Here is a 26,058-nt window from a genome sequence, read left to right as displayed (position 1 = left end):
CCTCCACTATGGGGGGAGAAATTCGAGAATGCAGAACTAGTTGACTGCGTATATCTCAAAACAGCGGCATTCCAACGGTACAAACATGTTCTCTGCCTTGTGGGACGGCCGTTGCGAAAGCCTGCAAAGAAGTACCAACGAGATATATATATGTGCAGAACCAAGGAGATTGCCGATTTCCTTTGTAGTCTGCACTGGGGTGTCGGCTGCGACTTCTATATCTTTGATGCAAGCTACCGCTGGTTCATCGCAGCGCTGGAGGAACGCATCTATCAGATGAACGAGGACGGCATATACAAGTTACTGTACTACAGCGAACTTGACGCCAATTTGTCGCCGCCAGTGCAAACATGACCCTTGATACCATATGACCCGCACGGGCAAGTCAAGCGCTACCTCAACGACCCCGCGGGGGACCGGCTCAGGACACGGATTGTCGAGCACAAAATCGCACAAGTGGAGGCGGCAAACGGCCAAAGCGAATGGTTCCGCGAAGGCGAATACGAAGGCGTCTTTTATCGCTTCGACCGTGTCGGCAACCTGATCGAGCGCCACGACCGGCGCGGCGCCCTACACCTTAGGTGGGATGCGAACCAGCGGCTGATCGAGAGCCGGCTCGACAATATCATCACGCGCTATCGCTACGACCCCCTAGGCCGGCGAATCGAAAAGCGCACTGGCGACACGGTCACGACCTTCGCCTGGGACGGCGACGCCCTGGTTGGCGATTGGATCGAGGACCCGACCGATCCCGTTGTCCCGGCGAAAGGGATGGCCCGGGAATGGGTGTACTATCCGGAGACCTTCGAGCCCCTGGCGCTGCTCGGCGGCCGAAGCGGACCGAACACCCTCCTGCACTACCACAACGACCCCAACGGCTGTCCGATCCAGCTGACCGACTCGAAGGGCGAAGTCCTGTGGGCGGCGAGTTATACGGCGTGGGGGCAAATCGCGCGGCTGCATGTCGGCTATGTCGATAATCCGATTCGGTTGCAGGGGCAATACGAGGATGGGGAGACAGGGCTGTATTACAACCGCAATCGATATTTTAGTAGCGAAGCGGGTATTTACATAATTCAAGACCCACTAGGACTTTTGGCTGGGCCAAATCTTTACAGGATCTCGCCTAATGTGTTCCGCTGGATCGACCCTCTCGGGTTGGCCTGCAGGTTCAAGATGCGGTGGTGGGTTTAAGTAGTTTATATACTACAATGTACAATTATTTCTTAGCTTAAGCATTGACTGGACCAATGGCCTATCAAACGATTCCGTGCAAATACTGTAAAAGTTCCGATGTGGTGCGCTATGGTACACAGAGTGGTTACCCCCGCTTTCGTTGCAAGCACTGTGGGCGCACCTTCAAGACCGAATACATTTACCGGGCCTACGAGTCCGGTATCAAAGAACAGATTGTTGACATGGCGATGAATGGCAGTGGTATTCGAGATACCGCTCGTGTTCTCGGGATTGGGAAAAACACAGTCATGTCTACACTGAAAAAAAGTCCACCGAAGTGGTCACGGTGAATCCTTACATCGGCTCTCGGGAAATCGCCGTGGAAATCAGGCATCTCTTTGATTCGCCGATGGATGTTCAGGCGGACGAACAGTGGAGCTATGGGGCTCGCAAGAAGAACCAACGTTGGCTCTGGTACGCCATCGACGCCGCCACCGGATGCATTTTGTCATTTGTGTTTGGGCGGCGCAAAGAGGACGTTTGCGAACAATTGATCGCCAATCTGCGCGTTTTCAATATTCGAACCTATTACACCGATGATTGGCCAAGCTATGCGGCGTTCATTCCGGCAAACCAGCACGTCATTGGTAAGAAATATACGTAAAAGATCGAAAACAAAAACCTTTTGTTACGCACTCGCATCAAGCGCTTAACTCGCAAAACGATCTGCTTTTCAAAATCTGAGTTGCTTCACGATGGGGTGATCGGCCTCTTCATTAATCGCCACTGCTTTCAACTAAATTGACCCACCACCCAAGATGCAGCCATACCGGTATAGCGATGTTCGCGTCAAAGGTCCTCATGGTGATGTCATTTCGGAGAAAGGGCACAAAATTACCGAAGGGCGCTTAGTGATCGATAATGGTGTGCTAGCTTGGAAGCGGTTCGGGGATATGGGCAAGGCAACTAAAGGTGAACTAAGAGAAGCGGACCGCTTACTCAACAATTTAACAAACGACCAAGCAGTAATGGCACAAGCACGACGTCAGGTGGAGATGGTAATCGAAGATCTAACGCGGGATTTGAATCATAAGAACAAAGCGACTCGAGAGTTAGCTGATAGACAGTTGCAATATTTCAAACGCATGCTTGAGTTATTTTGAAAGAATGGACATATATCCTCTCTTGAAGTTTGGCAAGTTAGACGGTGTATTCATTGGTGCACGTTTACCCGAAGTTGTTGCGAGTCTGAATCGACTTATTCCCGCAGCATTAATTACTGAACAAGACATGAATGGAGTGCTAGTTCTTTCCAGTGAACTGATTGAGCTTCATTTCGTTAACGGAGCTTTAGTTAATGTTATTGTGAAAATGTCAAGCTGCTGGGGGAATAAATGTTTGACAATTGGTTCAGCTAAGCGAAAGCTAACAAGAAGAAGCTCCCTTGAAAAAACCATAGCGTTGCTGTTTGACGCGGGGATTGAGTGGAAATTTTTTCAACGATATTGCAACGAAAACCGAGTAGAGTTGATCACGGAAGGCTCGGCTTCGCTTGAGTTTTTAAGCGATGCAGGGAAAGTCACAATCAATAGGATCCACCTCACAGAAGGTGAGGTATACGAGAAAGCTAATAGAGTTGTACCTGATGCCAATGCATGGTATTGATAGCCCAATTGTTTCTCAAATAAATCCGAATATAAAAACCTTCCGTGATCTACGACAAATTTAGCCAAATAACCGATGACCGCATCGTGGAATCGTTGATTGGAATGCCCAAGGCGAAGTTCACAGCCCTCGTCAAAGTATTCGAGTCGGCCGCTCAAGCCATCGATCGAGAGCGTGTCGAAAAGGGCGAGATAAAACACGTCAAACAGGGCGGCCCTAAAGGTTATCTTGATTCTTACGAGAAAAAGCTGTTTTTCGTTTTGTACTATCTGAAAACCTATCCCACTTTTGACGTTCTGGGCTTTCATTTCGGTTTCAGTGGCGGACATGCCCATGCCCACATCGACCGGTTGCTGCCGGTTTTAGGGCGAGCGCTGACAAGCCTCAACGTCATGCCGGAGCGCACGCTAACAACCCCAGCAGAATTCTCTCAACTCATTGATCAATATAAGAACATAGCGATCGATGGCGTGGAGGTCGCTTGCGTTCGACCCCAAGATGAAACTGAACAGGAAAAGCATTACAGCGGAAAAAAAAAAAGACATACGCTCAAATCCCTCGTAATCTCCGACTTTAATCGAAGGATATTGTTTTTGTGTTGCATTGTGGCAGGCAGCGTACATGACTACACACTCATGAAAGACGTCTTCACGCCGGATTCAGCGTGGTTCGAGAAGGTCAATTTATGGCTTGACTTAGGATTTCTGGGCGCGGACAAAGATTATCAAAGTACCCAAATATATCTACCCCACAAGAAACCTAGAAAATCCAAGAAAAACCCTAATCCGACATTGACGCCTGAGCAGAAGAAACAGAACTGAAAACAAGCCGCCACGCGGGTCATCGTTGAGCATGCCATCGGTGGCATGAAGTTCTTCCACTGCATGATGCATCGGATTAGAAATCATCTGGGTCACTTCGTGGATTATTTTTTCTCACTTTCCGCCGGGCTTTAGAACTATAAAATCTGTTGATTTACAATTGTTTAGCATCTGAAACAACTCTAATGAAATATAAGCAGTTTAACAAAGGGGAAGGTCATGCAGTCCGACACGCGTAAGCGTCCGCTGGAGGACAGTCTTTTCCTGATGCCGCCGAACAGTTAACCGTCAGGACCTTATACGTTGGCTGGTTTCCAGTTGTGGGGTAGCAGGCTGTCGATCTCCCTCTGCTTGGTGGTGGGTAAACGGGTCAGGACGTCTTTCAGGTAGGCCTCTGGGTTGAGGTCGAGTTCCTTGCAGGTTTGGATGAGGCTGAACACCGTGGCGGCGACCTGGCCGCCCTTGGGCGAGCCGAGGAACAGCCAGTTCTTGCGGCCGATGGTGAGGGGGCGGATCGCCCGCTCACTGCGGTTGTTGTCGATCTCCAGGCGACCGTCTTCGGTATAGCGCTCCAGCGCCGGCCAGTTCTTGAGGGCATAGCCGATGGCCTGGGCAGTGGGGGTCTTGGGCGCCAGCTGGCGCAGCCGGTCTTCGAGCCAGGCCTTGAACTCGGCCAGGATCGGCCGCGCCTGTTCCTGCCGTAGCTTTCGGGTGCCTTCGGCGTCGAGTTGCTGTTCCTTGGCCTCCCGTTCGATGGCGTAGAGCCGGCCGATGTACTCCAAGGCCTCATGGGCGCTGATGCGCTTGCCGTTCTCGGTCTGTCGGGCAATCTCGAAGAACTTGCGGCGCGCATGCGCCCAGCACGCCACTTCCAGGACCTTGCCTGCGGCGAAGATCTGGTCGTAACCGGCATAGGCGTCCGCCTGCAGGTAGCCGCTGTAGCCTTCCAGTTTGGCCTTGGGATGCTTGCCCGCCCGGGTTTCGGTGTGGTCATAGACGACGATGGGCGGCGAGTGGCCGGCGTATACCCAAAACCGGGTTTCCCGCGTCTTGCCGCGGTCCTGCACCGCCACAGTGGTGTCGTCCGAGAAGATCACCGGCTGTTGCTTGAGCAACGCCAGCATCCGCTCGACCAAGGGCTGCAGCTGCCAGCCGCTCTGGATGACCCAGTCGCACAACGTGGTGCGGGCAATGGGGACACCCTGGTGGGCAAAGATTTGCTCGATGCGGTACAGCGGCAGGTGATAGCCGTATTTGGCCATCAGCAGATGTGCCAGAAGACCCGGCAGAGGGATGCCCTGCTCGATGATTTGCGGCGGGGCCGGTACCGTGGTCAACTGCCCTTGGCACTTCGCGCAGGCGCACTTTTCCCGCCGCGTTTCCACGACCTTCAGTTGCGCCGGGACGTAATCCAAGCGTTCGGAGCTTTCGTAGCCGATCACCGGCCGTTCCTCACCGCAGGCAGGACACTGCCGGTCTTGTGCCGACAACGGCAATACCACGATCTCTCGCGGCAGATGCGCCGGCAGTGCGGTGCGCTTCGGTTGATTCTTGGCGGGCGATTGCACCACCACCGTCTTGAACGCCACCGGACTGGCGACGGGGGCGTCCTCGGGCACCTCATCCCACAGCGGCAGTTGGTCGATGTCGGGGAGGGTCGCCAGTCGCTCGGAACGGGCGCCGAACAGCAGCTTCTTCAGCTGCGCCAGGTCGAATTCCAGCCGTTCGATGCGCGCCTCGCGCTGGGCCAGGGTGGCCTTTAGAGTACGATTTTCTTCGGCGAGAGCGGCGGCATTCATGGCTGCCATTATACCCGGTGGACCACCCGAAAGCCCAGCTCTGATGCGGGTTTCAGGCACTTTCGACTCAGCCGACCCGACCCGCGCGAACCGCGCGGAAACGGGCCACCGTCAGGTCCACGCCTTCCAGCAACAGCAGCAGGTCCGAGCGCGAAATCGTCCCCTGAACCGGCTTGCGGAAGCGGCCTTTCTCCAGCCGCTTGTAGGCCAGCCAGAAACCGTGACGATCCCACCACAACAGCTTCACCTTGTCCCGGCCCCGGTTGAAAAACACGAACACCGCACCCGATAACGGCGAATGCCCCAGACTGCTCTCCACCGCCAGCGCCAAACCATCGATGGACTTGCGCAAATCGACCGGCTCGGCCACCACATACACCGCCGCCGCACTCAGAATCGTCGCCAGCATCACGAGACCAATGCGGCCACCACCTGCTTCAACAACCCGGCATCGAACCCCGGTTTCACCTCGATGCGAACCCCGCCCACCGACAACCACAGACCACCGACTGCTGTCTCACCGCCATCTACCCGCATCAACGTCAGTGGCGCCACCACCGCTGGCTGCGCTACGCGTCGACGCCAGTAGATGAACGCCGCATAGCTGACCGCCTCGCGCGCACACCAAGCGCGCACCGACAACCCACTCCCTGCCTGTTGCTCCAGCAGGACCCGCCAATGCATCTCTCGTTCTTGTTTCGTCATCGCCATCTCCTCCTCTTCGGGAATATGGCGATACTGTGACTCAGGCGCTAATCGGTGGGAATTATGCGGACAGCCGGACGCTTACGATCGCCGGGAGGCCATTTTTCGTTACGACTAGGATCAAATTAGGCTGGCTGACTTTCTTGAGCGAAGTCTGCGCGCATTTCAGCCGGCGTTGCCACGCATATTGCGAGATAACGAATCATGGGTGGAAACGCCGGATGCCAATCTGGCGAACGTGAGGCACCAACTGGCCTTCGGCCGCCGACGGTGGCCCACCCTTGGGGCGACCGAGGCTTATAGACGACCGCTTCGACTACTCCGATCTGTTCAACGAACGCCACCTCACCGTTCGCTTAGCCACGTCGGGTTGATCAAGCCCAACGAGCGCGGCAGCCGACCCCCTCGGCCGCATCGTCGAAAAGGCGCTCCCGGACCCGGACGGCGGCGACAAGCCCTGGATCGAACGCTTCGCCTACGACGCCAACGGCAACCTGAAATGGTACTGCAAGTACCATGTTGTGTTTGTGCCCAAATACCGGCGCCGGGCAATCTATGGAACGTTGCGGCGACGGATCGGGGGGATTTTCCGCGAGTTGTGCCGCCAAGTGGGCATCGAGTTGGTGGAAGGGCACGCGATGCCGGATCACATTCATCTGTGCTTGAGTATTCCGCCGAAGTTCAGCGTGGCCTATACGGTGGGCTTTCTGAAAGGGAAATCCGCGGTCCGTATCCATCGGGAATTCTTGGGACAGAAGCGAAACTTCACGGGGCTACATTTCTGGGCCAAGGGGTATTGCGTCAGCACTGTGGGATTGGATGAGCAAGTGATTCGAGCCTATATCCGTCATCAGGAAGCTGAGGAGAGGCGCATCGAGCAACTGCACATCCAGGGTCTTTAGGCCCTTTCATCCGTTTTTCGGCCCCCTCAGCGGGCCTTCATCAAACCACCCGCTCTGCGGGTGGTAGCTGATTTAAAAGTTCGCCGCATCTGTCTGGACACGTTAAACCTCCATTGTCAGGCCAACCGCCGAATTCGATTTATACCCACATAGACCCAAGAACAGGAAACGCTGTTCAGAATGCAATTTACGACGCAAACGGGAATGTTGTCGCGCACGTGGATTTCAAGAACCACGGCCCGGTTGCTCCCTCAGGGCATGGTCACGTGTTCCCGGTGCCGGCCGATCCTTCCTCTGGACATGGAAGGGGAAAACCGCACATTCCGCCTGAGTGGCAGCAGCTACCGAGCGGAGTTAATCCAGCTGGACCAATAGGTACATAGATCATGAATACAATTTGGACGTCCCTTGACGCAGCCCCTTTCCTGGAACGCTTCTATCAATTCTATGACTCCTTGGTATGGAAGATCGACGTAGAGATGGGCTCATCCAGGCGATCTAGATGCGCCAGCATAGTCGTCGGCGTGCGCGACCAGTCACGGACTACAGGCTCCGAGTGGGTCAATGTTCGAATGTGCTTTAGAGATGTTTCGGAATTTTGTATCAATGAAAAAGCGAACTCACAAATTCAGGTGTTGAGTGACGGCATCAGAATTGTCCAGTTTGGCCAATCGTTGATTGTTGATTTTGACCCTTATACGGATGCTCCGGAGGGCATTGAAGACATCCGACGTTCGCATCTTTACTTCGCCTGTGTATCCATCGGATGGGAGGTTTCGGAATATGATGAACGACCGAACTGAGTTCGAGTCATGGCTGACATGAGCGATACGAAGGCAGAGATTGTTTCTTTTCTATGGCCGTTCCCCATGTTCTCCTTGCAAAACAAAGCAAAGAAAAGAAACAAAGGGGTCAGGTCTTGGTTGCGGCTGGGCAATGCTGCACATTCCAGCGGGTGAGAATCCCGCCCCAGTAACCGCTAGCCACGGGCTGGGTATCGAGCCTTGCAGGCGAACCGGTAACAGTGCGCTTGATGCGTAGGCACGAAAGCAGGCGAGGAGCAATGGTAACGGATCATGCTGACCGTGAAGGTGTAGAGTCCCGAAATGACCGTATTGGAAAGGGCCGATGGTATCAAGACGCCAGCAGGCAACAGCGCGACCTTGGTTATGGTGAGAATGTCGCGACCACCCGGGATCGTAGGCCGCTTCGAGCCAGACAATAAGAATGGGCAGTAACCCAGGAGATCCCCTCGTCGGCGCATGTCCCGACAAGCCTGAACAGCAAGGACGGAAACAGTGGCGAGAGGAAGTCGGAGGCACCCATGGTAGCGAAGAATGCGGGTAATGCTGCGGGAGCAAAGGGGTGCCGGTTTGAGATAAGGGATAGGGGATAGGGGATAGGGGAAACATGCCCCGACACCGAGCGGACTATGCGCATGACAACCGAACTTATTCATTTCACACAGTGGGCACGGCAACAGCCGCAAGCGCGGTACAACGCATTGATGGGATTATTAAGCCATCCCGAAGGCGGATGGACAGCTTCGAAGCTCAACCGGGCAACAAGGCAGCGGGAATCGACAAGGTCAGTAAAGCGGAATACGCACAGGGCGTGGAAGAGCGGATTAAAGCGCTGTCAGCCGGACTACGTAGTCTAAATTACCGATCCCAACCGGTCCGGGATACTGCAAGCGATCTGGGAGCCTGAATTTCGCAACTGTTCGTACGGGTTTCGCCCGGATCGTAACGCACATCAAGCGCTTGCGCGGTTAGGCGGGAGGGTCACCACTCACAACACCCAATGGCTCGTCGAGGCCGACATCAAAGGATTCTTTGACAATGTCAGTCACGACTGGATATGCGATTTCTGGCGCATCGAATCAAAGACCCGGCGTTATTGCGGATTATCAGGCGCTTTCTCAAAGCAGGCGTGTTGGAATCCGGGCGCTTCAGCGCCAGCGAAGCCGGGACGCCGCAAGGCGGCCTCGTATCGCCAGTGCCGGCAAATATTTATCTGCACTACGTGCTGGATTTGTGGTTTGAGAAACGCTATGTCCGCACCTGCAAGGGCAGGTCGGGTACGATGCGGTTAGCGGTAATATCCGCCAAGTACGCACCTATGCCTACCGGATCAGCCGGTTGCTATTCAAAGGGCTAAACCGGCGCAGCCAGAGGCGCAGTGTGTCGTGGGATCGGTTTAGCGAAGTCCTGTCAAGCTGGATGCCATCGTTGCGAATCCGGCACAATCTTATACCCCAAACCACTGTGGATGACTCAAGCTGAGAGCCGGATGGTGTAACGCTCCGAGTCCGGTTCTGCAAGGGCTGCGAGACGTATTGATTCATCGGGATTCTCGTAGCTACTCTCCCAATCGAGCACTCTCGTCCTACACTGCCCCACATGGCAAGACCACTTTGCATCGAACTGGCGGGCTGGCTTTTTCACGTCACGTCGCGCGCCGATCGCCGGGAGGCTATTTTCCTCGGCGATCAAGACCGTCGGGACTGATTGACCCTACCGGGCGAAGTCCGCGCGCGCTTGAACCGCGTTGCCACGCGTATTGCGAGATGACGAATCATGGGTGGAAACGCCGGTCCATGGGTTCATTTTCTATGTCCAGTCCGCGGACCGAGTCGCGGCATGAAATCCAATTCCCCGACTATCCGGTAACCACGACTATGACGGCACGCGTTTGGATACTTGCTGTTTTCGCCCTGATACTGGTTATAGCAGTCGCCTACCTGGCATCGAGTTGCGAGGACTGCACGAACATTGCCCGCCATTTCATTCGTGAATTGTTCCGTTTTCTCTCTGTAGTCTCTTGATCCTGTGTAGTGCCGGCGGCAAGGGGCTTACGCCCGATCCTGGCCTCGGGCCGAAAGGCATCGATACAGCGAGGTCTCCGACATTGCCCTGACCTTGGCGCGCAGATTACAGCGTATCTCGACCGGGGTCGGCCTTTCTCCTCGGTCAAGCCGAAATTGGGGCGCCAGTCGCCGGCCACGCCATCCGGAACGGCTTCGATCAGCGAGCGTCGGCTTGGCGTGCTCTTTCGAACCAGGACGGGACGAGGTTGGGAAATTCCTCCGGGTTTGACATACCCGGATTCGACACGATGCCGCGCGAGGAAAGGCGAACTTGGCCCACTTCCTCGACCGACCGGAAACACGAGGTGTCGAGGACGGTGATGCCAGGTTTCGTGTTTTCCCGGTCCGGTCGCCTGAGCGGTTTACATGCAGCCATAGCCCAACGGCCGAGGTTTAAGGATTGACGGCGATATCCCCGGTGCGGGAGCGGGCTTTAGCACGCGGCATCAGCTCGATCCCGGGCGAAAGCCCTCTCCCGCAGGCCATAGTCCGATCCGGCAATCCTCCCAAGACCATTCCGTACACGGCCGACGGACGCCGGAGTCACTGTCCTTTAAAGAGACGAATCGCTGTCCGGTGGTAAAGACGGATCGTCGGGTGCGGATTCCGGAGCGGGTGTGGGTTCCGGAATGGGGGGGCGTTCCGCTGGGGGTGCCGGCGGGGTCGGGGCTGGAGCCGACATTGGGGTAGCGGGATCCTTTGGCGGCATGCTGGGTTGTTGATCGGATTGCTCGCATCCCATCAGCACCAAGGGTAGTAGAGCAGGGAAAACGAATCGTGCTTGCATAAAGGCCTCCCTAACCTGTCAGAGTGGATAATTCAGGCCTTATCGCTTGGCCTGGACATACATTAAGCAAATTTCATGCCTTACATTTTGGTTCCGGAATGCGAATTGGGCTCGCAACACCTGAACTCCGCAGCACCGGCCGGAAAGAACGGAGGTTAGTTTAGGCGAGTTTGGCAGAGCCACGCCAAGACCGGGGACGCTCGGTTCGTGAAAGTGACGCCTCGGCACGACGCCCGCTCGGCTGCAGGAACCGGATGACGGAAGGCCGTGGCGTTCTGTAACCCGGTCTATCCGGGGAAATGAGAATACTTTCTTCTTCTTGGCGTAGGCTGCGACAGCCGTTACCACGAAGGAAACGAGTCAGGCGGGCCACAGTACGCAGACATTGGCCGTGAAGCGGGGCCTCGCATCGATTGGGGGCAAATAGGGCCGGTAGCCGAGTAACCGATACTCACCCGGCTGATTCCTCCCGTAATGTTTCCAGCGTTTCCCACCGCAGATATGCGGCATCCACCTGGCGCTGAAGTTCCGCAAGCCGGTCCTGTGCGGTGGATATGGCGTCCTTCGTCTGATGATAGAACTCGGGGCGCGAGATATCCTCATTCAAGGATGCGATTTCCTTTTCGAGGGTCTCGATCTGCTGAGGCAATGCATCAAGTTCGCGTTGCTCCTTGAAACTCAGCTTTTTCGGCTTTTCTTTCGCGGGTTTGGCGGGAACTGTTTTTTCGACTGGAGGTTTCGCGGAGACGGGTTCAGCGGCCGGGCGCTGCCGCACCCAGTCGTCGTAACCGCCCACGTAATCGTTGACGATGCCGTCGCCCTCGAACGCCAGCACGCTGGTGACGAGATTGTTGAGAAATGTCCGGTCGTGGCTAACGACCAAGACGGTGCCGTCGTAATCGGTCAATAGTTCTTCCAATAGCTCCAGGGTGTCCGCGTCCAGGTCGTTGGTGGGTTCGTCGAGAACCAGGAGATTAGCGGGCTGGGTGAACAGCCGGGCGAGGAGCAGGCGGTTTCGTTCGCCGCCCGAAAGTGACTTCACCGGCTGGCGCGCGCGCTCGGGGGTGAAGAGAAAGTCCTTGAGATAGCCGACGACGTGTACATTACGGCCGTTGACGGTAACCCGGTCGCTGCCCTGGGCGACGTTGTCGACCACTGATTTTTCTTCGTCAAGCTGGGCCCGATACTGATCGAAATAAGCGATTTGCAGGTTGGTTCCGAGGCGGATGCGGCCCGATGTCGGCTGCAATTCACCGAGCATCAGGCGGAGTAGGGTAGTCTTGCCGCAGCCGTTGGGTCCGATGATACCGACCTTGTCGCCGCGGAGGATCGTGGTGGAAAAGTCGCGGACGATCGGCTGGCCGCCATAGTCGAAACGGACCTTCTCGGCCTCCAGGACGAGCCGGCCTGATTTTTCGGCCTGCTGCAGCACCATGCTGACCTGGCCGGTACGGTTCCGGCGTTCCGCCCGCTCCTTTCGCATGTCGAGCAAGCGCCCCACGCGGCCCATGTTGCGCGTACGGCGCGCCTTGATACCCTCGCGAACCCAGGCTTCCTCCTGTGCCAGCCTTTTGTCGAATTCCGACTGGGCCTTGGCTTCGGCGTTGAGCTGTTCTTCCTTGCGCTTCAGATAGGTAGCGTAGTCGCCGGGCCAGTCGAACAGTCTGCCCCGATCCAGCTCGATGATCCGGGTCGCCAATTTCTGCAGGAACATGCGGTCGTGGGTAATGAAGATCAGGGTGCCGGACCAACCGAGCAGGAATTCCTCCAGCCAGAGGATCGCAGCAAGATCGAGGTGGTTGGTGGGTTCGTCGAGCAATAAGACGTCCGGTTCGCAGACCAAGGCTCTGGCCAGCAGCACCCGGCGCTTCAGTCCGCCCGATAGAGATTCCACGTCGACGTCGACGGGCAAATCGAGCTTATCGAGCAGGGTTTCGATTTTTCGGTGGAGATCCCAGCCGCCGATGGTTTCGATGCGGTGCTGACATTGCTCCAATTCCGCCAATAACGCCGGGTCGCAGTCGGTGGCAACGCGCTGGGAGAACTCATGAAAACGCCGGATCAATTTGCCGCTATCACCGAGGCCGGCCGCCACCACATTGAACACGCTACCGGTCGCATCCAGCGGGACTTCCTGGTCGAGCCTGGCGACCCGCAGGCCCTCGGAAGTGATGATTTCGCCGTCATCCGGAGTCAAATCGCCCGCCAAAAGCTTGAGCAGCGTGGATTTTCCGGTTCCGTTACGTCCGACCAGACACACTCGCTCGCCCTTTTCCAGGGAAAAGCCGATGCCGTCGAGCAGGGGATGGCCGAAGCTGACGTGTATATTGCGGAAGGTAATTAAAGCCATCGAAAATTTCGGATTAAAAAAGCAAGAATTCTACGCGCTATAGGGCCTTGGCGCACCGAATCCCAAGCAGTGGACGCGATGTCCCGGTTCGATCGTTCTACCGAAAGTTCATGGACTGCAGCGCGTGGCCGGAGCGACGATACGCAAGTTCCGTTGCGGTCGCCGTTCTTCAAATCCCGTTATCCGCCTCACCACATCCTCGGCGCTAGTCTTGCCGATGGGACCGGCTACGGTACGGGCGGCGGCGGCAGCGAGCAGGTGTACATAGGTTTGGTGAGGACCCGAGGCCAGGTTCGAATGAACCAAAGCCCCGCCGACGTCCCAGGGCGATTCTCTCTCGGGTACATCGCTTCCCGGATTGCACATGCCGAGCACGATCAAACCGTCCTGCGCCGTGAGCGAACTTAGGCTTCGGACAAAGGTCCGAAATCGCTCCGGAGCAATTTCGTCGGATGAGCGCCAAAGGAAGAGCGGATTCCTGCAAACCGACTCACAGGCGGCTCGCTTGATCTCCCGGTCCGAATCATCCGGAAGCGAAACGAATGCCTCGGCCGGGCATTGGCGTTCCATGCAGGCAAGATCCAACGGCTGGAGTCTGCGCTCGCTGTTTAACAAAATCTTACGGATTTCCGCCGGATCTTTTTTGGAAAGCCGGTTCCACCGGCTTTCCATGAAACGGCTGAAATCGCGATTTTGGCCAACGTCGTAGCTGATGGTGACGGTCTCCTCGAGCCCGGGCTGCGCCTCGGCGATCCGAGTCGCTTTAGCCTGCGCTCCTTCTACGGTCAAAGCGCTTGCAACGATATGACCGTTCAGAATGGGGCCGTCATATCCGCCATGCCCTATCAATATGACACGGTCGAAGGGCGCCGACTTGCGCATTTCTACAGCGGTCTCGCGGTAGTAGTCCTCCCATAGGCGTATATCCCGCAGGCGGGCCACATTTGCGGAAAAGCGGGTACGGTAAAATGCTTCGATTTGCGCTGCCGGACGTTCCGCCCAGCGTTCGTTTTCCGCAGAACCCGGATCTTTCCTCAACAACGGAATTATCAACACTCGATCCGGTGAGCGAACGCGAACAGACTCCGGTTGGCACCGGCGTTCCTCGGCCGGTGGCTCCGACGGCACGAATAGGAATAGAAAAAAAGAAGCAAACAAGCGAGCGGCGGTCGACATTCGTTTCAACACGGCAACACGATAATCGGTCTTTACGATTTTGACTCGAAGAGCAGCATTGCGTTGCCGAACCGGAATCAACAGCAGCCGGAAAAAGGTAAGACCGACGTCGGTCGTGTCGTCGAATGATATGGAAGGTATCCGCCGCTCGCCTTGCCTTGGCAAAGGACGTAAGATTTTCAGCATTCTGCGCCAGTTTTCCAACTGGGCGCAGAGCGCACTGGAAGTCGAATTCTATCGATCCTGTATGGTCTTATAGGACCGCTGCCGCTCGCCGATGTAAATCTGGCGGGGCCGCGCGATTCTCATGCCGGGTTCCTCGATCATTTCTTTCCAGTGGGCAATCCAGCCGGGCAGTCTTCCCAAGGCGAACATCACGGTAAACATGTTGGTCGGAATCCTCATGGCACGGTAGAGGATTCCGGAGTAGAAATCGACGTTGGGATAAAGCTTGCGCTCGATGAAATAGGGATCCGTAAGCGCCACTTCTTCGAGGCCTTTGGCGATTTCCAGGATGGGGTCGTGTATGCCGAGTTTTCCGAGCACTTCGTCGCAATGCTTCTTGATAATCTGCGCGCGGGGATCATAGTTCTTGTAGATCCGGTGTCCGAACCCCATGAGCCGGAACGGATCGTTCTTGTCCTTGGCCTTGTCGATGAACTTCTTGTAGTTCCCGCCGTCGGCCGCGATCTCCTCCAGCATTTCGATGACCGCCTGGTTGGCGCCGCCGTGCAGCGGACCCCACAAGGCACAGATACCGGCCGAAATGGAAGCAAACAAATTGGCCTTGGATGATCCGACCATGCGGACGGTCGAGGTCGAACAATTCTGCTCGTGGTCGGCATGCAGGATGAATAAGACGTCCAGCGCCCTGCGGGTTACCTCGTCCGGTTCGTACAGTTTGACCGGCGTCGTGAACATCATGTGCAGGAAATTGGAGAGGTAGTCCAGCTCGGGACGGCTGTAAACAAACGCTTCGCCCACCGACCGCTTGTAGGCAAAAGCGGCGAGAACACGCACCTTGGACAGAAGGCGGGTAATGGTTTGGTCCCGCTCGTTCGGCGACTGATCCGGCTTTAGGAGCTCCGGATGATAAACCGAGAGCGAGCAGACCATGGCGGAAAGAATGGCCATGGGATGGGCGTGGCCCGGATACGAGGTGAAGAAGCTCTTCATGTCCTCATGTATTAGCGAATGAAACAGGACCTTGTCCTTGAATTTCGCGTATTGCTCGGCATTCGGCAGTTCGCCGTATATGAGCAGGTAGCAGACTTCCATGAAGGTCGATTTTTCGCAGAGCTCGGCGATATCGATCCCGCGGTAGCGAAGAATGCCTTTGTCGCCGTCGATGTAGGTAATGGCGGATGTGCACGAGCCGGTATTGGCGTAACCGGGATCGACCGTGATGTAGCCGGTCGATGCCTGGAGCCGGGTGATGTCCAGCCCTTTTTCATTCTCCGTACCGGTGACGACGGGAATTTCGAACTGTTTTCCTTCCAGTTCGAGCTTTGCTGATTCTGCCATAATGCTAAAAAACCTTAAATGAGGACTCTTTTCTCGTTTCTGTTTCAGTGTAACGACAACCGGTCATTCAACGCTACCCTGCCTGAACGATGCCGGGGCGCTTTTAGAAACCTTTCGGTTGGCCCGCTCAGGCCTCGATTGTTTCAAAATGGTAACATTTGACTGATCGTGGAACGATCTTTCCTATCAGTCTGTTAAATAAATAATTTCGGAAAAATGCGTATTGCCTTGGGTATCGAGTATGACGGTCAAGCCTTTGCTGGTTGGCAATGCCAAAAAGGAAAACTGACCGTTCAGTCCGCAGTCGAACACGCACTGAGCCGCGTCGCCGCCGAACCGGTTAGGGTCACCTGTGCCGGCCGGACGGATGCAGGCGTACATGCCTTGGAGCAGGTCGTGCATTTCGATACCAAGGTGTACCGCAAGCCCTATTCCTGGCTGATGGGAACGAATACCGCGCTCCCCGAAGAGGTCCGCCTTCTTTGGGTTCGGGAGACATCCGAAGACTTCCATGCGCGTTACAGCGCCATAGCCCGATTCTATCGGTATGTCATCCTGAATCGTCAGATGAAGTCTGCGCTATTCCGGCGACAGGTCACCTGGCATTTTCATCCACTGGACGAAAAAGCCATGCAGGAGGCGGCGAGCCATCTCATAGGCGAACATGATTTCTCTTCGTTCCGAGCGCAGGATTGCCAATCCAAGAGTCCGATGCGGCGGATGCATTTCATCCATGTTCGCCGGGAAGGCGACAGGGTGGTCATCGAACTGTGCGCCAATGCTTTTCTGCATCATATGGTGCGCAACATTGCCGGAGTGCTGATGGAAATTGGATCGGGCAAGCAGGACCCGGTCTGGGCGGGCGAAGTCCTCAAAGCTCGAAACCGGAAGTGCGCTGGTGTCACCGCGCCGCCCGACGGGTTATACTTGGGCGGTGTTTATTATCCCGTCCATTTCGGTTTACCCCGGCATCCGATATTCGATAACCTGCCGGAAAACGCCAGTCGCCATGCTCCTTCGGACAGTCTGTGAAATTCCCGTATCCCTTCCGTAGAACTCGGGTTAAAATCTGCGGCTTCACCCGCCCGGACGACGCCTTGACGTCGGTTCAGCTGGGCGCCGATGCAATCGGCTTGGTTTTTTATCCGCCAAGTCCGCGAACGTTGGACGTCGAGACGGCGCGAAACATCGTGTCTGTGTTACCGGCGTTCGCGACGGTGGTGGGGCTGTTCGTCGACGAAGACGAAAGTGTCGTTCGCAAGATTTTGGAACAGGTGCGCATCGATCTGATTCAGTTTCACGGTGAGGAAACTCCGGATTACTGCCGCCGTTTCGGTAAACCCTACATCAAGGCGGTGAGGATGCGGTCCGAAACGGACCTGGAAAGCGTGGTGCGCGCCTATCCGGATGCCGCGGGCTTTCTGTTGGATGCCTGGCATCCGGACGTAAAAGGGGGAGCGGGGCATCGCTTCGACTGGAACATGGTCCCCAAGGAACTCCGCCAGTCCGTGATTTTGGCCGGAGGGCTGACACCCGAAAACGTCGGGGAAGCCTTGCGGACGGTAGGTCCGTACGCCGTCGACGTTTCCAGCGGAGTGGAGGCAGGGAAGGGCATCAAGGATGCCGGTAAAATGGCGGCATTTCTAGAACAGGTACACGAATATGACCATAGAGCAAACATCGACTGAACCGTATAACCTGCCCGACGAGCACGGACATTTCGGGCCCTACGGCGGCGTATTCGTTGCCGAAACCTTGATGCATCCGATCCAGGAACTGAGGGACGCGTATTTGCGCTATATGAAAGATCCCGAGTTCCTTGCCGAACTGGATTACGACCTCAAGCACTATGTAGGTCGACCTTCGCCGATTTATTATGCAGAACGTCTCAGCTCCACGCTGGGCGGCGCACAGATTTTCTTCAAGCGCGAGGATCTCAACCATACCGGAGCGCACAAGGTCAACAATACCGTCGGCCAGGCCCTGCTGGCAAAGCGTATGGGCAAACAGCGGGTCATCGCCGAGACCGGCGCCGGACAGCATGGGGTGGCTACCGCTACCGTGGCAGCTCGCCTGGGAATGGAATGCGTAGTCTACATGGGCGCCGTCGACGTCGATCGCCAAGCCCTTAACGTATATCGAATGAAATTGCTCGGCGCGACCGTGGTGCCCGTGGAATCCGGCTCGAAAACTCTCAAGGATGCGCTGAACGAGGCCATGCGCGATTGGGTCACGAACGTCGACAATACCTTTTATATCATCGGCACAGTCGCCGGTCCGCATCCCTATCCCGCAATGGTGCGCGACTTTCAGGCGGTCATAGGACGCGAAGCCAAGCAACAGATGCAGGCGTTGACCGGAAGTCTGCCCGATGCCCTGATTGCCTGCGTCGGCGGCGGCTCGAACGCCATTGGCTTGTTTTATCCTTTCATCGACGAGCACGGTGTCGCGCTGTACGGCGTCGAGGCGGCGGGTGAGGGTATTGCTAGCGGACGTCACTCGGCACCTTTGAGTGTCGGGAAGCCAGGGGTTCTGCACGGCAACCGAACCTATCTGATGGAAGACGAGGATGGCGAGATCATCGAAACTCATTCGATTTCCGCCGGCCTCGATTACCCTGGCGTGGGGCCGGAACATTCCTGGCTGAAGGACAGCGGTCGGGCCAGCTACGTCAGCGTTACCGATGACGAGGCCATGGAAGCCTTCCATACCCTGACCCGGATCGAAGGCATCATCCCGGCACTGGAATCCAGCCACGCCGTGGCTTACGCCCTGAAACTCGCTCCCACCATGTGCAAGGACCAAAAAATCCTGGTCAATCTGTCGGGACGCGGAGACAAAGACATCAACACCGTAGCAAGGCGCGAAGGAATTACCCTGTGAGCCGTTTGACCGCCAAATTCCAGACTCTCAAGCAAACCGGCCGAAAAGCCCTCATTCCTTTCATTACGGCCGGCGATCCCCATCCGGATTTCACCGTTCCGGCAATGCATGCCATGGTCGAAGCGGGAGCCGATATCATCGAGTTGGGAGTGCCTTTTTCCGACCCGATGGCGGACGGTCCGGTGATTCAAAAAGCGAGCGAGCGGGCTCTGCTACACAAAACGAGTCTGCGTCGAGTGCTCGATATGGTGGAGCAGTTCCGTTCGACCGACGGCGAGACTCCGATCGTTCTGATGGGCTATCTCAACCCGGTCGAGTGCATGGGATACCGGGCTTTCGTCGATAGGGCGAAGAACGCCGGCGTCGACGGCGTCCTGACAGTGGATATGCCTCCGGAAGAATCGTCCGACCTGTTGTCGTTTCTTGAGCAGGCCGACATCGACCCGATTTTTCTCCTTGCCCCGAACAGTACGGCTGAGCGCATACGCAAGATGGGGCAGTTGGGACGGGGCTATCTCTACTACGTCTCTCTGAAAGGCGTCACCGGCGCGTCACATCTGGATTTGAAAGAGGTCGAGCGAAAGCTCTCCGAAATTCGCCTATTGACGGAGCTGCCGGTGGGCGTAGGATTCGGCGTTAAGAACGCGGAGATCGCGGCTACGATCTCGAAATTTGCCGATGCCGTCGTGGTCGGCAGCGCACTGGTCGAGAAAATTGAAGTTGCGCGGGGCGACGCCGGGCGAGCTCTCGACGATATCGCCGATCTGTTGAAATCCATGCGTGCCGCGATGGACGCATCCGTTTAGCGAGAGTTATCACTTTGAGCTGGTTTCACAAATTAGTTCCTTCGAAAATCCGCACAGAAGCGTCGTCCAAGAGTGCGATACCCGAGGGTTTGTGGAGCAAATGCCCGGCCTGCAACGCAATCTTGTACAGGTCGGAGGTCGAGAGGAATTTGGAGGTTTGTCCGAAGTGCAGCCACCACATGCGCATCAGCGGACGCAAGCGCCTTCATCTGTTTCTCGATCCCGGCAATCGCTTGGAAATCGGCGAGAGCCTTGCGCCCGTCGACCCGCTGAAGTTCAAGGACAGCAAGAAATACAAGGATCGTCTGACCCAGGCGCAAAAGTCCACCGGGGAAAAGGACGCCTTGATCGTCGTCGCCGGACAGCTTCATGGCCGACCTTTGGTCGCCGCCGCATTCAATTTCGAATTCATGGGCGGTTCCATGGGATCGGTCGTCGGCGAGCGCTTCGTGCGCGGCGTCGACCATTGCCTGGAGCACCGGATGCCACTGGTTGCTTTCAGTGCCAGCGGCGGTGCTCGGATGCAGGAATCCTTGCTGTCGCTGTTTCAGATGGCAAAAACCAGTGCCGCTTTGGCGCGCTTGGCTGATGTTGGTATTCCTTTCATATCCGTGATGACGGATCCGACCATGGGTGGCGTATCCGCCAGTCTGGCCATGCTTGGCGATATCAATATTGGCGAGCCCGGTGCGTTGATCGGCTTTGCGGGGCCGCGCGTCATCGAACAGACGGTTCGTGAAAAGCTGCCGGAAGGTTTTCAGAGAAGCGAATTCCTGCTCGACCACGGCGCTTTGGACATGATCGTGGATCGTCGCGAAATGCGCGAAAAAATCGCGTCGCTGCTCTCCATATTGACTGCGGAAAAACCGGCCGTGGCGTACATTGAGCCGGTCACGCCCGAGAAACACGCCGAAAAATCCGAGCTGCTCGCCGCTGCTTATACCTCTCTTTCCGCTAAAGAACTCACGGGCAACGACTAGTTCATGCGTTTCCAAACGCTGGCTGACTGGCTGGCCTGGCAGGAGACCCTGCATCCGAAGTCCATCGATCTCGGCTTATCGCGCGTCAAAACGGTTTACGGCCGGCTTCTTCCTCGAGCTACGCCCTTGTTCACCATCACCGTGGGCGGCACCAACGGAAAAGGTTCCTGTGTGGCGATGCTGGACTCCATTTTGCGTCAACAGGGATACCGGGTCGGTACGTATACGTCGCCACATCTCCTTTGCTACAACGAGCGTATTCGCATCGACGGGCGGCCCGTCAGCGACGAACTCATCTGCAATGCCTTCGAACGCATAGAGCGCGTCCGCAACAAAACCACTCTGAGTTTTTTCGAATTCGGCACCTTGGCGGCGCTCGACATCTTCGCGACTGCGGATCTCGACGTGCAAGTGCTCGAGGTCGGTTTGGGCGGACGTTTGGATGCCGTCAATATCATCGATGCGGACGCGGCACTGATCGCCAGTATCGATTTGGATCACCAGGACTGGCTAGGCGATACCCGAGCCGCTATAGGCCTCGAGAAAGCCGGAATTTTCAGGCCCGGCAGACCCGCGGTGATCGGGGACACCGATGTGCCGGCGACTGTGATCCGATACGCCTTTGAGCACAGCATGCCGGTTACGTGTTTTGGGCGGGATTTCGGGTATGAAGTGTTCGACGAAGGATGGAATTGGTGTGGGCGGGACACGCAACTTACCGCTTTGCCGCTTCCGGCGCTCCAGGGCAATCACCAATTGATCAACGCCTCGGCCGTACTGGAACTCCTGCAGCGAATTGAAGGCAGCCTGCCGGTTGGGGAGTCTGCCATCCGGGACGGGTTGCGGCTTGTCTCCTTGTCCGGACGGTTTCAGTACATCCCGGCAAGCGTTCCTGTATTATTGGACGTAGCACACAATCCTCAGGCCGTAAAGGTATTAGCGGATTATTTGAGTTCCCGGTTTGACGGGAAAACGATACATGCAGTTTTCGCGGTCATGCGGGACAAGGATATCCACGGGATCATCTATAACATTAAGGATCTCGTCGAGCATTGGTATTTGGCTCCTCTCGAAATGTCTCGGGCAGCGACGGCCGATCAACTTTCGGCTGTCTTCGACAGTCTTGGTGTTGCGACAGTCCGGTCGGGATTCGAGGATGCCGCGTCTGCATTTGATGCCGCTCAGCAAAATGCGGAGAGCGGCCAACTCGTGCTCGTGTTCGGTTCATTTTTTCTGGTTTCCGAGATTTTGGCTCACATCAGCTGAGTCCGAGGTATACATGGATCAGCAACTGAAGCAGCGTCTGGTCGGCGCCATCATCATCGTATCCCTGGTTGTAATTTTTGTGCCCATGCTGTTCGAGGAGGAACAGGACGGTCAAGGCACGGTTGGTGCCGGAGATATCCCTGAGCTTCCCAAGGAACTCGATGCAAGAGCCATCGATCTGCCTAAATCGGCAGCCGATGCCGCACCGTCGGAAGGGGGCGAGAAAGCTTATACGGGTTATCGAATAATTCCATTGACCGATGGCGATTCCGCTGCCGTGGAAAACGACGGCATGCCTCCCGGCAATCTTGACGAAGACCGGGAAAATGGGCCGGATTTCGGAGAGGATCTCGATCCCGAGGCGGCTCCCCAGGCTGTTGGTGAGGCGCAAAGCCGAGCTTCCGGCGGTTTAGACGGAGCCGCGGTGGCTAGTGGCCCGGAGCCGGTGAAAGACGGAATCGATTCGATCTCGACCGAGGCGCCGGTTGCACCGTCTAAGACTAAGCCAAAATCGGTAGGCGCGAAGGCCACGGAAAAAGAACCGGAGAAACCGAAATCCGCAAAAGCGTCAGGTTCCGGGAAATCGGTCTCGCCGCAGGTTACCTCGCGAAAATCCCAGACGGCAAAGTCTGCTTCTGCCAATCAGAAGGCGGTATCGCCCGAATCGGTTTCTAAAACGGCTGAAAATTCATCGAAGTCTACGCCGACCGGTGGCTCACCCGGTCTTCCGGTCGCAAAAGCACCCGTGGAGACACCCGATGATATGGCGGTGTGGGTTGTGCAAGCCGGTAGCTTCACTACCGAGGGGAACGCGCGTTCTCTCGCGGAAAAACTGCGAAAATCGAACTTTCCCGCGTTCGTGGAGGTCGTTACCAACGCCGGAAATTCGATCTATCGTGTGCACGTCGGTCCCGAGTTGAACCGGACACGGGCAGAGCAGGTACAGAAGCGGATTGAAGACAGTGTCGGTGTCAAGGGTATCGTAGTGCCGCATCCCTGAACAGCGGGATACCGGAATATCGGCTTTCCGATTGAGTTGCTCATCAGCCCTGGAGTTCCATCATCGACATCGGTACGGACATGTCTAATCTGATTTGGATCGACTACTGTATTGCCGGAATCATCGGTTTATCGGCCCTTATCGGGTTGCTGCGCGGCCTGATGCGGGAAGTGTTTTCCCTTTGCGCATGGATCGCGGCGGTCTGGATTGGTTTACGATTCAGCCGTGATTTTTCGGTTTACCTGGAAACGCTGGTTCCGCTACCTTCTGCCCGGATGGCGGCGTCGTTTGGTGTGCTCTTTTTTGCCAGTTTGATCCTGGCCAGCCTCGTGGCATTTGTGTTGCATAAGCTGGTCCACAGTACCGGACTAACCGGTACCGACCGTCTTGCAGGAATGGTGTTCGGAATCGGGCGCGGGATCGTTGTCGTTTCGGTGCTGGTTCTTCTCGCCGGAATAACGCCCCTTCCCGCAGATCCCTGGTGGAAGCAGTCCACTCTGATTCCGCCATTTCAGTCTTTGGCTTTGTGGCTTCGCGACCAACTTCCATCGGACTTTGGCAGCTATGTCAGATTTCGATGATATTTTATTTCAGGTGAGTTGATCTATGTGTGGTATTGCCGGCATCGTTTCCAGTGACGAAGTCAATCAGGAACTCTATGAGGCTCTGACCGTATTGCAGCATCGGGGACAGGATGCCGCGGGTATCGTCACCTGCGAAAATGATCGTTTTAATTTGCGCAAGGACAGTGGTTTGGTTCGGGACGTGTTCCATACCCGGCACATGTTGAATCTCAGGGGGAAAATGGGCATCTCCCACGTCCGCTATCCCACCGCGGGCTGCACTAATACGGCCGAGGCCCAGCCGTTTTATGTCAATTCTCCGTACGGGATCAGTTTGGCCCACAACGGCAATCTGACCAATGCGGAGGAGCTGAAGGAGGCGCTGTTCGCCCAGGATCAGCGGCATATCAATACCGATTCGGACTCCGAGGTTCTCCTCAACGTCTTCGCCCACGAACTTCAGGAGCTCCGAAAGCTTCGCGTCGGCGCCGAGGACGTGTTCCGTGCCGTTGCAGCCGTACACCAGCGCTGCCGAGGCGCTTACTCGGTCGTGGCCATGATCACCGGCTTCGGCATCATCGGGTTCCGGGACCCTTACGGCATTCGTCCCCTAGTGTTCGGCGAGCGCAAGACCGCCCACGGTACCGATTACATGATCGCCTCGGAGAGCGTCGCTCTGGACGTTTTGGGATTCAAGCTGATCCGGGATGTGCAACCGGGCGAAGCCGTGATCATCGAGAAGAACGGCAGGCTACATAGACGCCAATGCGCGGAGAAGGTGCTCTATTCACCGTGCATCTTCGAGTTCGTTTATTTCGCGCGCCCCGACTCGATCATCGACAACATCTCCGTTTATAAAGCCCGGCTGCGCATGGGTGATAAACTCGCTGAAAAGATTCTCCGGCTGCGCCCCGACCACGATATCGATGTGGTGATTCCCATCCCCGATACGAGCAGGACGGCCGCGTTGCAGCTCGCGAACGGGCTAGGGGTGAAATACCGGGAAGGGTTCATCAAGAATCGCTACATCGGGCGCACCTTCATCATGCCGGGCCAGCAGCTTCGCAAGAAATCCGTCAGACAGAAGCTGAATGCCATCGACCTGGAGTTCAAGGACAAGAACGTTTTGCTGGTCGACGATTCCATCGTCCGAGGTACGACATCGACGCAAATCATTCAAATGGCGCGGGACGCCGGGGCGCGAAACGTCTATTTCGCTTCCGCATCTCCACCGGTACGCTATCCTAATGTCTATGGCATCGACATGCCTGCCGCCCATGAATTGATCGCCCATGGGCGCAGCGAGCAGGACGTGCAGGAAGAACTCGGCGCCGATTGGTTGATTTACCAGGATTTGATCGATTTGATCGAAGCAGTACAGAAAGGCAATCCCTCCATCGGGCGGTTTGACACGTCTTGCTTCAATAACGATTACGTCACCGGCGACATCAATCAGGACTACCTCGATCGTCTCAGCAAGCATCGGAATGATCAATCCAAGGCCAGACGCATGGTCGAAGGTTCGATCATCGACTTACACAACGCGGGTTAGTTTGGGTTTAGAGGATTCTTCTTGCGAGGTAGATGAAATGACCGATTGGGAATGGCAGCAGTATGCCATCGAGACTCAAGCGATTCGGGCAGGACAGCGGCGAACGCCCGAACTGGAACATTCCGATCCTATTTTTGCGACTTCCAGCTATGTGTTCGACAGCGCCGCAGATGCCGCCGCAAGGTTCTCCGGAAAAGTTCCGGGCAATATCTACTCGCGCTTCACCAATCCCACAGTGCGCGCTTTCGAAGACAGGCTCGCCGCCATGGAAAACGGAGAACGCTGCATCGCGGTCGCATCGGGAATGGCCGCTATCGCTACCACGGCTTTCGGATTGCTGAAAGCCGGGGACCATGTCGTTTGCTCTCGGAGCGTATTCGGCAACACCGTTTTACTATTCCAGAATTATTTAGCCAAATTCGGTGTCACGACCACTTTCGTGGATATGTCCGATTATGAAGCATGGGAATCGGCTATCCGACCCGAAACACGTTTCCTTTTCCTCGAAACGCCGTCCAATCCTCTCACCGAAATTGCGGATATTCATCGCATTTCCACGATGGCCGGAGAAAATGGAAGTCTTCTGGTAGTCGACAATTGCTTCTGCACGCCGGCTCTCCAAAAGCCTTTGGACCTGGGAGCGGATATTGTCATTCACTCGGCAACCAAGTATCTGGACGGGCAGGGGAGGTGCGTCGGGGGCGCCATCGTCGGCCGCCAGGAGCTGTTGGATAAGGAAATTTATCCTTTTCTGAGAACTGGTGGCCCGTCCATGAGTCCGTTCAATGCCTGGGTGTTTCTCAAGGGCCTCGAAACCCTGTCGATGCGGATGCGCGCTCACAGTGAGAACGCTCTGAGTCTTGCCGAATGGCTGGAATCCCAGCCTTGGGTGAAGCGAGTCTATTATCCGGGACTGCCTTCCCATCCCCAGCACGATCTGGCCGTGCGCCAACAAGCCGCGGGGGGTGGGATCGTGAGTTTTGAGGTTGAAGGGGGCCGCGACGGCGCCTGGAAGCTTATCGATTCGACTCGCCTGCTCTCAATCACCGCTAATTTAGGCGACGTGAAAACGACCATTACCCATCCCGCAACCACGACCCATGGCAGGCTCAGCGAGAGCGAACGCGCTGCGGCAGGTATCAGCGAGGGTTTGGTACGTATCGCCGTTGGTTTGGAAGATGTCGAAGACATCCGGCGAGATTTGCTTCGCGCCTTCGCGTAAAGCCTGACGGGC

At 56.2% G+C, this 26,058-nt stretch carries 27 protein-coding genes and 1 pseudogene; 21 read left to right on the top strand and 7 right to left on the bottom strand.

Annotation, left to right across the window (positions count from 1 at the left end; translation table 11 throughout):
• Positions 1–150 precede the first annotated feature (150 nt).
• From sS8_RS27545 to sS8_RS05070, 6 genes and pseudogenes are all read left to right on the top strand, one after another.
• Positions 151–354 (top strand): hypothetical protein, encoded by a 204-nt coding sequence (locus tag sS8_RS27545; protein WP_145986418.1) that lies wholly within the window; start codon positions 151–153, stop codon positions 352–354.
• A 3-nt stretch (positions 355–357) separates the two neighbouring features.
• The gene (locus sS8_RS05090) at positions 358–1,194 is read left to right on the top strand and encodes an RHS repeat domain-containing protein (protein WP_119628699.1); all 837 of its coding nucleotides are present in this window, start codon (positions 358–360) and stop codon (positions 1,192–1,194) included.
• 56 nt (positions 1,195–1,250) lie between these two features.
• A pseudogene (locus sS8_RS30135) lies at positions 1,251–1,981 on the top strand (IS1 family transposase).
• Positions 1,982–1,994: 13 nt separating this feature from the next.
• Positions 1,995–2,339: an OmpH family outer membrane protein gene (locus sS8_RS05080; RefSeq protein ID WP_119628698.1), complete on the top strand. Its 345-nt coding sequence runs from the start codon at positions 1,995–1,997 to the stop codon at positions 2,337–2,339.
• A gap of 4 nt (positions 2,340–2,343) precedes the next feature.
• Entirely contained in the window at positions 2,344–2,841 is a 498-nt protein-coding gene (locus sS8_RS05075; protein ID WP_119628697.1) for a hypothetical protein, read from the top strand.
• Positions 2,842–2,885: 44 nt separating this feature from the next.
• Positions 2,886–3,662: a transposase family protein gene (locus sS8_RS05070; protein ID WP_119628696.1), complete on the top strand. Its 777-nt coding sequence runs from the start codon at positions 2,886–2,888 to the stop codon at positions 3,660–3,662.
• Between the two features lie 296 nt (positions 3,663–3,958).
• Here the strand turns inward: sS8_RS05070 and tnpC are convergent, their stop codons facing one another.
• The 3 genes from tnpC to tnpA (sS8_RS05055) are packed head-to-tail and all read right to left on the bottom strand — an operon-like array spanning position 3,959 to position 6,172.
• Entirely contained in the window at positions 3,959–5,470 is a 1,512-nt protein-coding gene (tnpC, locus tag sS8_RS05065) for an IS66 family transposase (protein WP_119627853.1), read from the bottom strand.
• A gap of 58 nt (positions 5,471–5,528) precedes the next feature.
• Positions 5,529–5,870: an IS66 family insertion sequence element accessory protein TnpB gene (gene tnpB, locus sS8_RS05060; RefSeq protein ID WP_119627852.1), complete on the bottom strand. Its 342-nt coding sequence runs from the start codon at positions 5,868–5,870 to the stop codon at positions 5,529–5,531.
• On the bottom strand, positions 5,870–6,172 hold the full coding sequence (gene tnpA / locus sS8_RS05055) for an IS66 family insertion sequence element accessory protein TnpA (RefSeq protein WP_119627851.1): 303 nt from the start codon (positions 6,170–6,172) through the stop codon (positions 5,870–5,872). The genes tnpB and tnpA (sS8_RS05055) overlap by 1 nt, the downstream gene beginning before the upstream one ends.
• 455 nt (positions 6,173–6,627) lie before the next feature.
• Here tnpA (sS8_RS05055) and tnpA (sS8_RS05050) point away from each other — a divergent pair, with 455 nt between their 5' ends.
• The 5 genes from tnpA (sS8_RS05050) to sS8_RS28985 all read left to right on the top strand — a co-directional run bounded on the left by tnpA (sS8_RS05050) (position 6,628) and on the right by sS8_RS28985 (position 9,228).
• Entirely contained in the window at positions 6,628–7,068 is a 441-nt protein-coding gene (gene tnpA / locus sS8_RS05050) for an IS200/IS605 family transposase (protein WP_119628695.1), read from the top strand.
• Positions 7,069–7,454: 386 nt separating this feature from the next.
• Positions 7,455–7,871 carry a hypothetical protein gene (locus sS8_RS05045; RefSeq protein WP_119628694.1) on the top strand — a complete coding sequence of 139 codons (417 nt, stop codon included), beginning with the start codon at positions 7,455–7,457 and terminating at the stop codon, positions 7,869–7,871.
• A gap of 9 nt (positions 7,872–7,880) precedes the next feature.
• Positions 7,881–8,027, top strand: a complete 147-nt coding sequence (locus sS8_RS29000; RefSeq protein ID WP_232020518.1) for a hypothetical protein — start codon at positions 7,881–7,883, stop codon at positions 8,025–8,027.
• Positions 8,028–8,604: 577 nt separating this feature from the next.
• A complete protein-coding gene (locus tag sS8_RS28995) occupies positions 8,605–8,778 on the top strand; it encodes a hypothetical protein (RefSeq protein WP_232020517.1) in 174 nt (57 codons plus the stop codon).
• Positions 8,779–8,928: 150 nt separating this feature from the next.
• Positions 8,929–9,228: an RNA-dependent RNA polymerase family protein gene (locus tag sS8_RS28985; protein ID WP_232020516.1), complete on the top strand. Its 300-nt coding sequence runs from the start codon at positions 8,929–8,931 to the stop codon at positions 9,226–9,228.
• 866 nt (positions 9,229–10,094) lie between these two features.
• Here the strand turns inward: sS8_RS28985 and sS8_RS29830 are convergent.
• The 4 genes from sS8_RS29830 to sS8_RS05015 all read right to left on the bottom strand — a co-directional run bounded on the left by sS8_RS29830 (position 10,095) and on the right by sS8_RS05015 (position 15,774).
• Positions 10,095–10,313, bottom strand: a complete 219-nt coding sequence (locus tag sS8_RS29830) for a glucan biosynthesis protein (protein WP_119628693.1) — start codon at positions 10,311–10,313, stop codon at positions 10,095–10,097.
• Between the two features lie 862 nt (positions 10,314–11,175).
• Positions 11,176–13,074: an ATP-binding cassette domain-containing protein gene (locus tag sS8_RS05025; protein ID WP_119628692.1), complete on the bottom strand. Its 1,899-nt coding sequence runs from the start codon at positions 13,072–13,074 to the stop codon at positions 11,176–11,178.
• Between the two features lie 108 nt (positions 13,075–13,182).
• Positions 13,183–14,130: a hypothetical protein gene (locus tag sS8_RS05020; protein WP_145986417.1), complete on the bottom strand. Its 948-nt coding sequence runs from the start codon at positions 14,128–14,130 to the stop codon at positions 13,183–13,185.
• Between the two features lie 354 nt (positions 14,131–14,484).
• Positions 14,485–15,774, bottom strand: a complete 1,290-nt coding sequence (locus sS8_RS05015; protein WP_119628690.1) for a citrate synthase — start codon at positions 15,772–15,774, stop codon at positions 14,485–14,487.
• 216 nt (positions 15,775–15,990) lie between these two features.
• Between sS8_RS05015 and truA the strand changes: the two genes are divergently transcribed.
• From truA to sS8_RS04965, 10 genes are all read left to right on the top strand, one after another.
• Positions 15,991–16,806 carry a tRNA pseudouridine(38-40) synthase TruA gene (gene truA, locus sS8_RS05010; RefSeq protein ID WP_119628689.1) on the top strand — a complete coding sequence of 272 codons (816 nt, stop codon included), beginning with the start codon at positions 15,991–15,993 and terminating at the stop codon, positions 16,804–16,806.
• Complete coding sequence (locus sS8_RS05005) at positions 16,803–17,462, top strand: phosphoribosylanthranilate isomerase (RefSeq protein WP_119628688.1); 660 nt, start codon at positions 16,803–16,805, stop codon at positions 17,460–17,462. The genes truA and sS8_RS05005 overlap by 4 nt, the downstream gene beginning before the upstream one ends.
• The gene (trpB, locus tag sS8_RS05000) at positions 17,437–18,657 is read left to right on the top strand and encodes a tryptophan synthase subunit beta (RefSeq protein WP_119628687.1); all 1,221 of its coding nucleotides are present in this window, start codon (positions 17,437–17,439) and stop codon (positions 18,655–18,657) included. Before sS8_RS05005 ends, trpB begins: the two co-directional genes overlap by 26 nt.
• Positions 18,654–19,463 carry a tryptophan synthase subunit alpha gene (gene trpA / locus sS8_RS04995; RefSeq protein ID WP_119628686.1) on the top strand — a complete coding sequence of 270 codons (810 nt, stop codon included), beginning with the start codon at positions 18,654–18,656 and terminating at the stop codon, positions 19,461–19,463. The genes trpB and trpA overlap by 4 nt, the downstream gene beginning before the upstream one ends.
• 8 nt (positions 19,464–19,471) lie before the next feature.
• The gene (accD, locus tag sS8_RS04990) at positions 19,472–20,443 is read left to right on the top strand and encodes an acetyl-CoA carboxylase, carboxyltransferase subunit beta (protein ID WP_119628685.1); all 972 of its coding nucleotides are present in this window, start codon (positions 19,472–19,474) and stop codon (positions 20,441–20,443) included.
• Positions 20,444–20,446: 3 nt separating this feature from the next.
• Positions 20,447–21,709, top strand: a complete 1,263-nt coding sequence (folC, locus tag sS8_RS04985) for a bifunctional tetrahydrofolate synthase/dihydrofolate synthase (RefSeq protein WP_119628684.1) — start codon at positions 20,447–20,449, stop codon at positions 21,707–21,709.
• 13 nt (positions 21,710–21,722) lie between these two features.
• Positions 21,723–22,709 carry an SPOR domain-containing protein gene (locus sS8_RS28975; protein ID WP_170160958.1) on the top strand — a complete coding sequence of 329 codons (987 nt, stop codon included), beginning with the start codon at positions 21,723–21,725 and terminating at the stop codon, positions 22,707–22,709.
• 80 nt (positions 22,710–22,789) lie between these two features.
• Positions 22,790–23,290: a CvpA family protein gene (locus tag sS8_RS04975; RefSeq protein WP_119628682.1), complete on the top strand. Its 501-nt coding sequence runs from the start codon at positions 22,790–22,792 to the stop codon at positions 23,288–23,290.
• 25 nt (positions 23,291–23,315) lie between these two features.
• Positions 23,316–24,824, top strand: a complete 1,509-nt coding sequence (gene purF, locus sS8_RS04970; protein WP_119628681.1) for an amidophosphoribosyltransferase — start codon at positions 23,316–23,318, stop codon at positions 24,822–24,824.
• Between the two features lie 37 nt (positions 24,825–24,861).
• Complete coding sequence (locus sS8_RS04965) at positions 24,862–26,046, top strand: O-succinylhomoserine sulfhydrylase (RefSeq protein WP_119628680.1); 1,185 nt, start codon at positions 24,862–24,864, stop codon at positions 26,044–26,046.
• Positions 26,047–26,058: the final 12 nt, after the last annotated feature.

It is taken from the genome of Methylocaldum marinum, assembly GCF_003584645.1.
Classification (GTDB): domain Bacteria; phylum Pseudomonadota; class Gammaproteobacteria; order Methylococcales; family Methylococcaceae; genus Methylocaldum; species Methylocaldum marinum.
The sequence above is the reverse complement of the archived record's forward strand: the minus strand, read 5'-3'. Positions and strand labels throughout refer to the sequence as shown.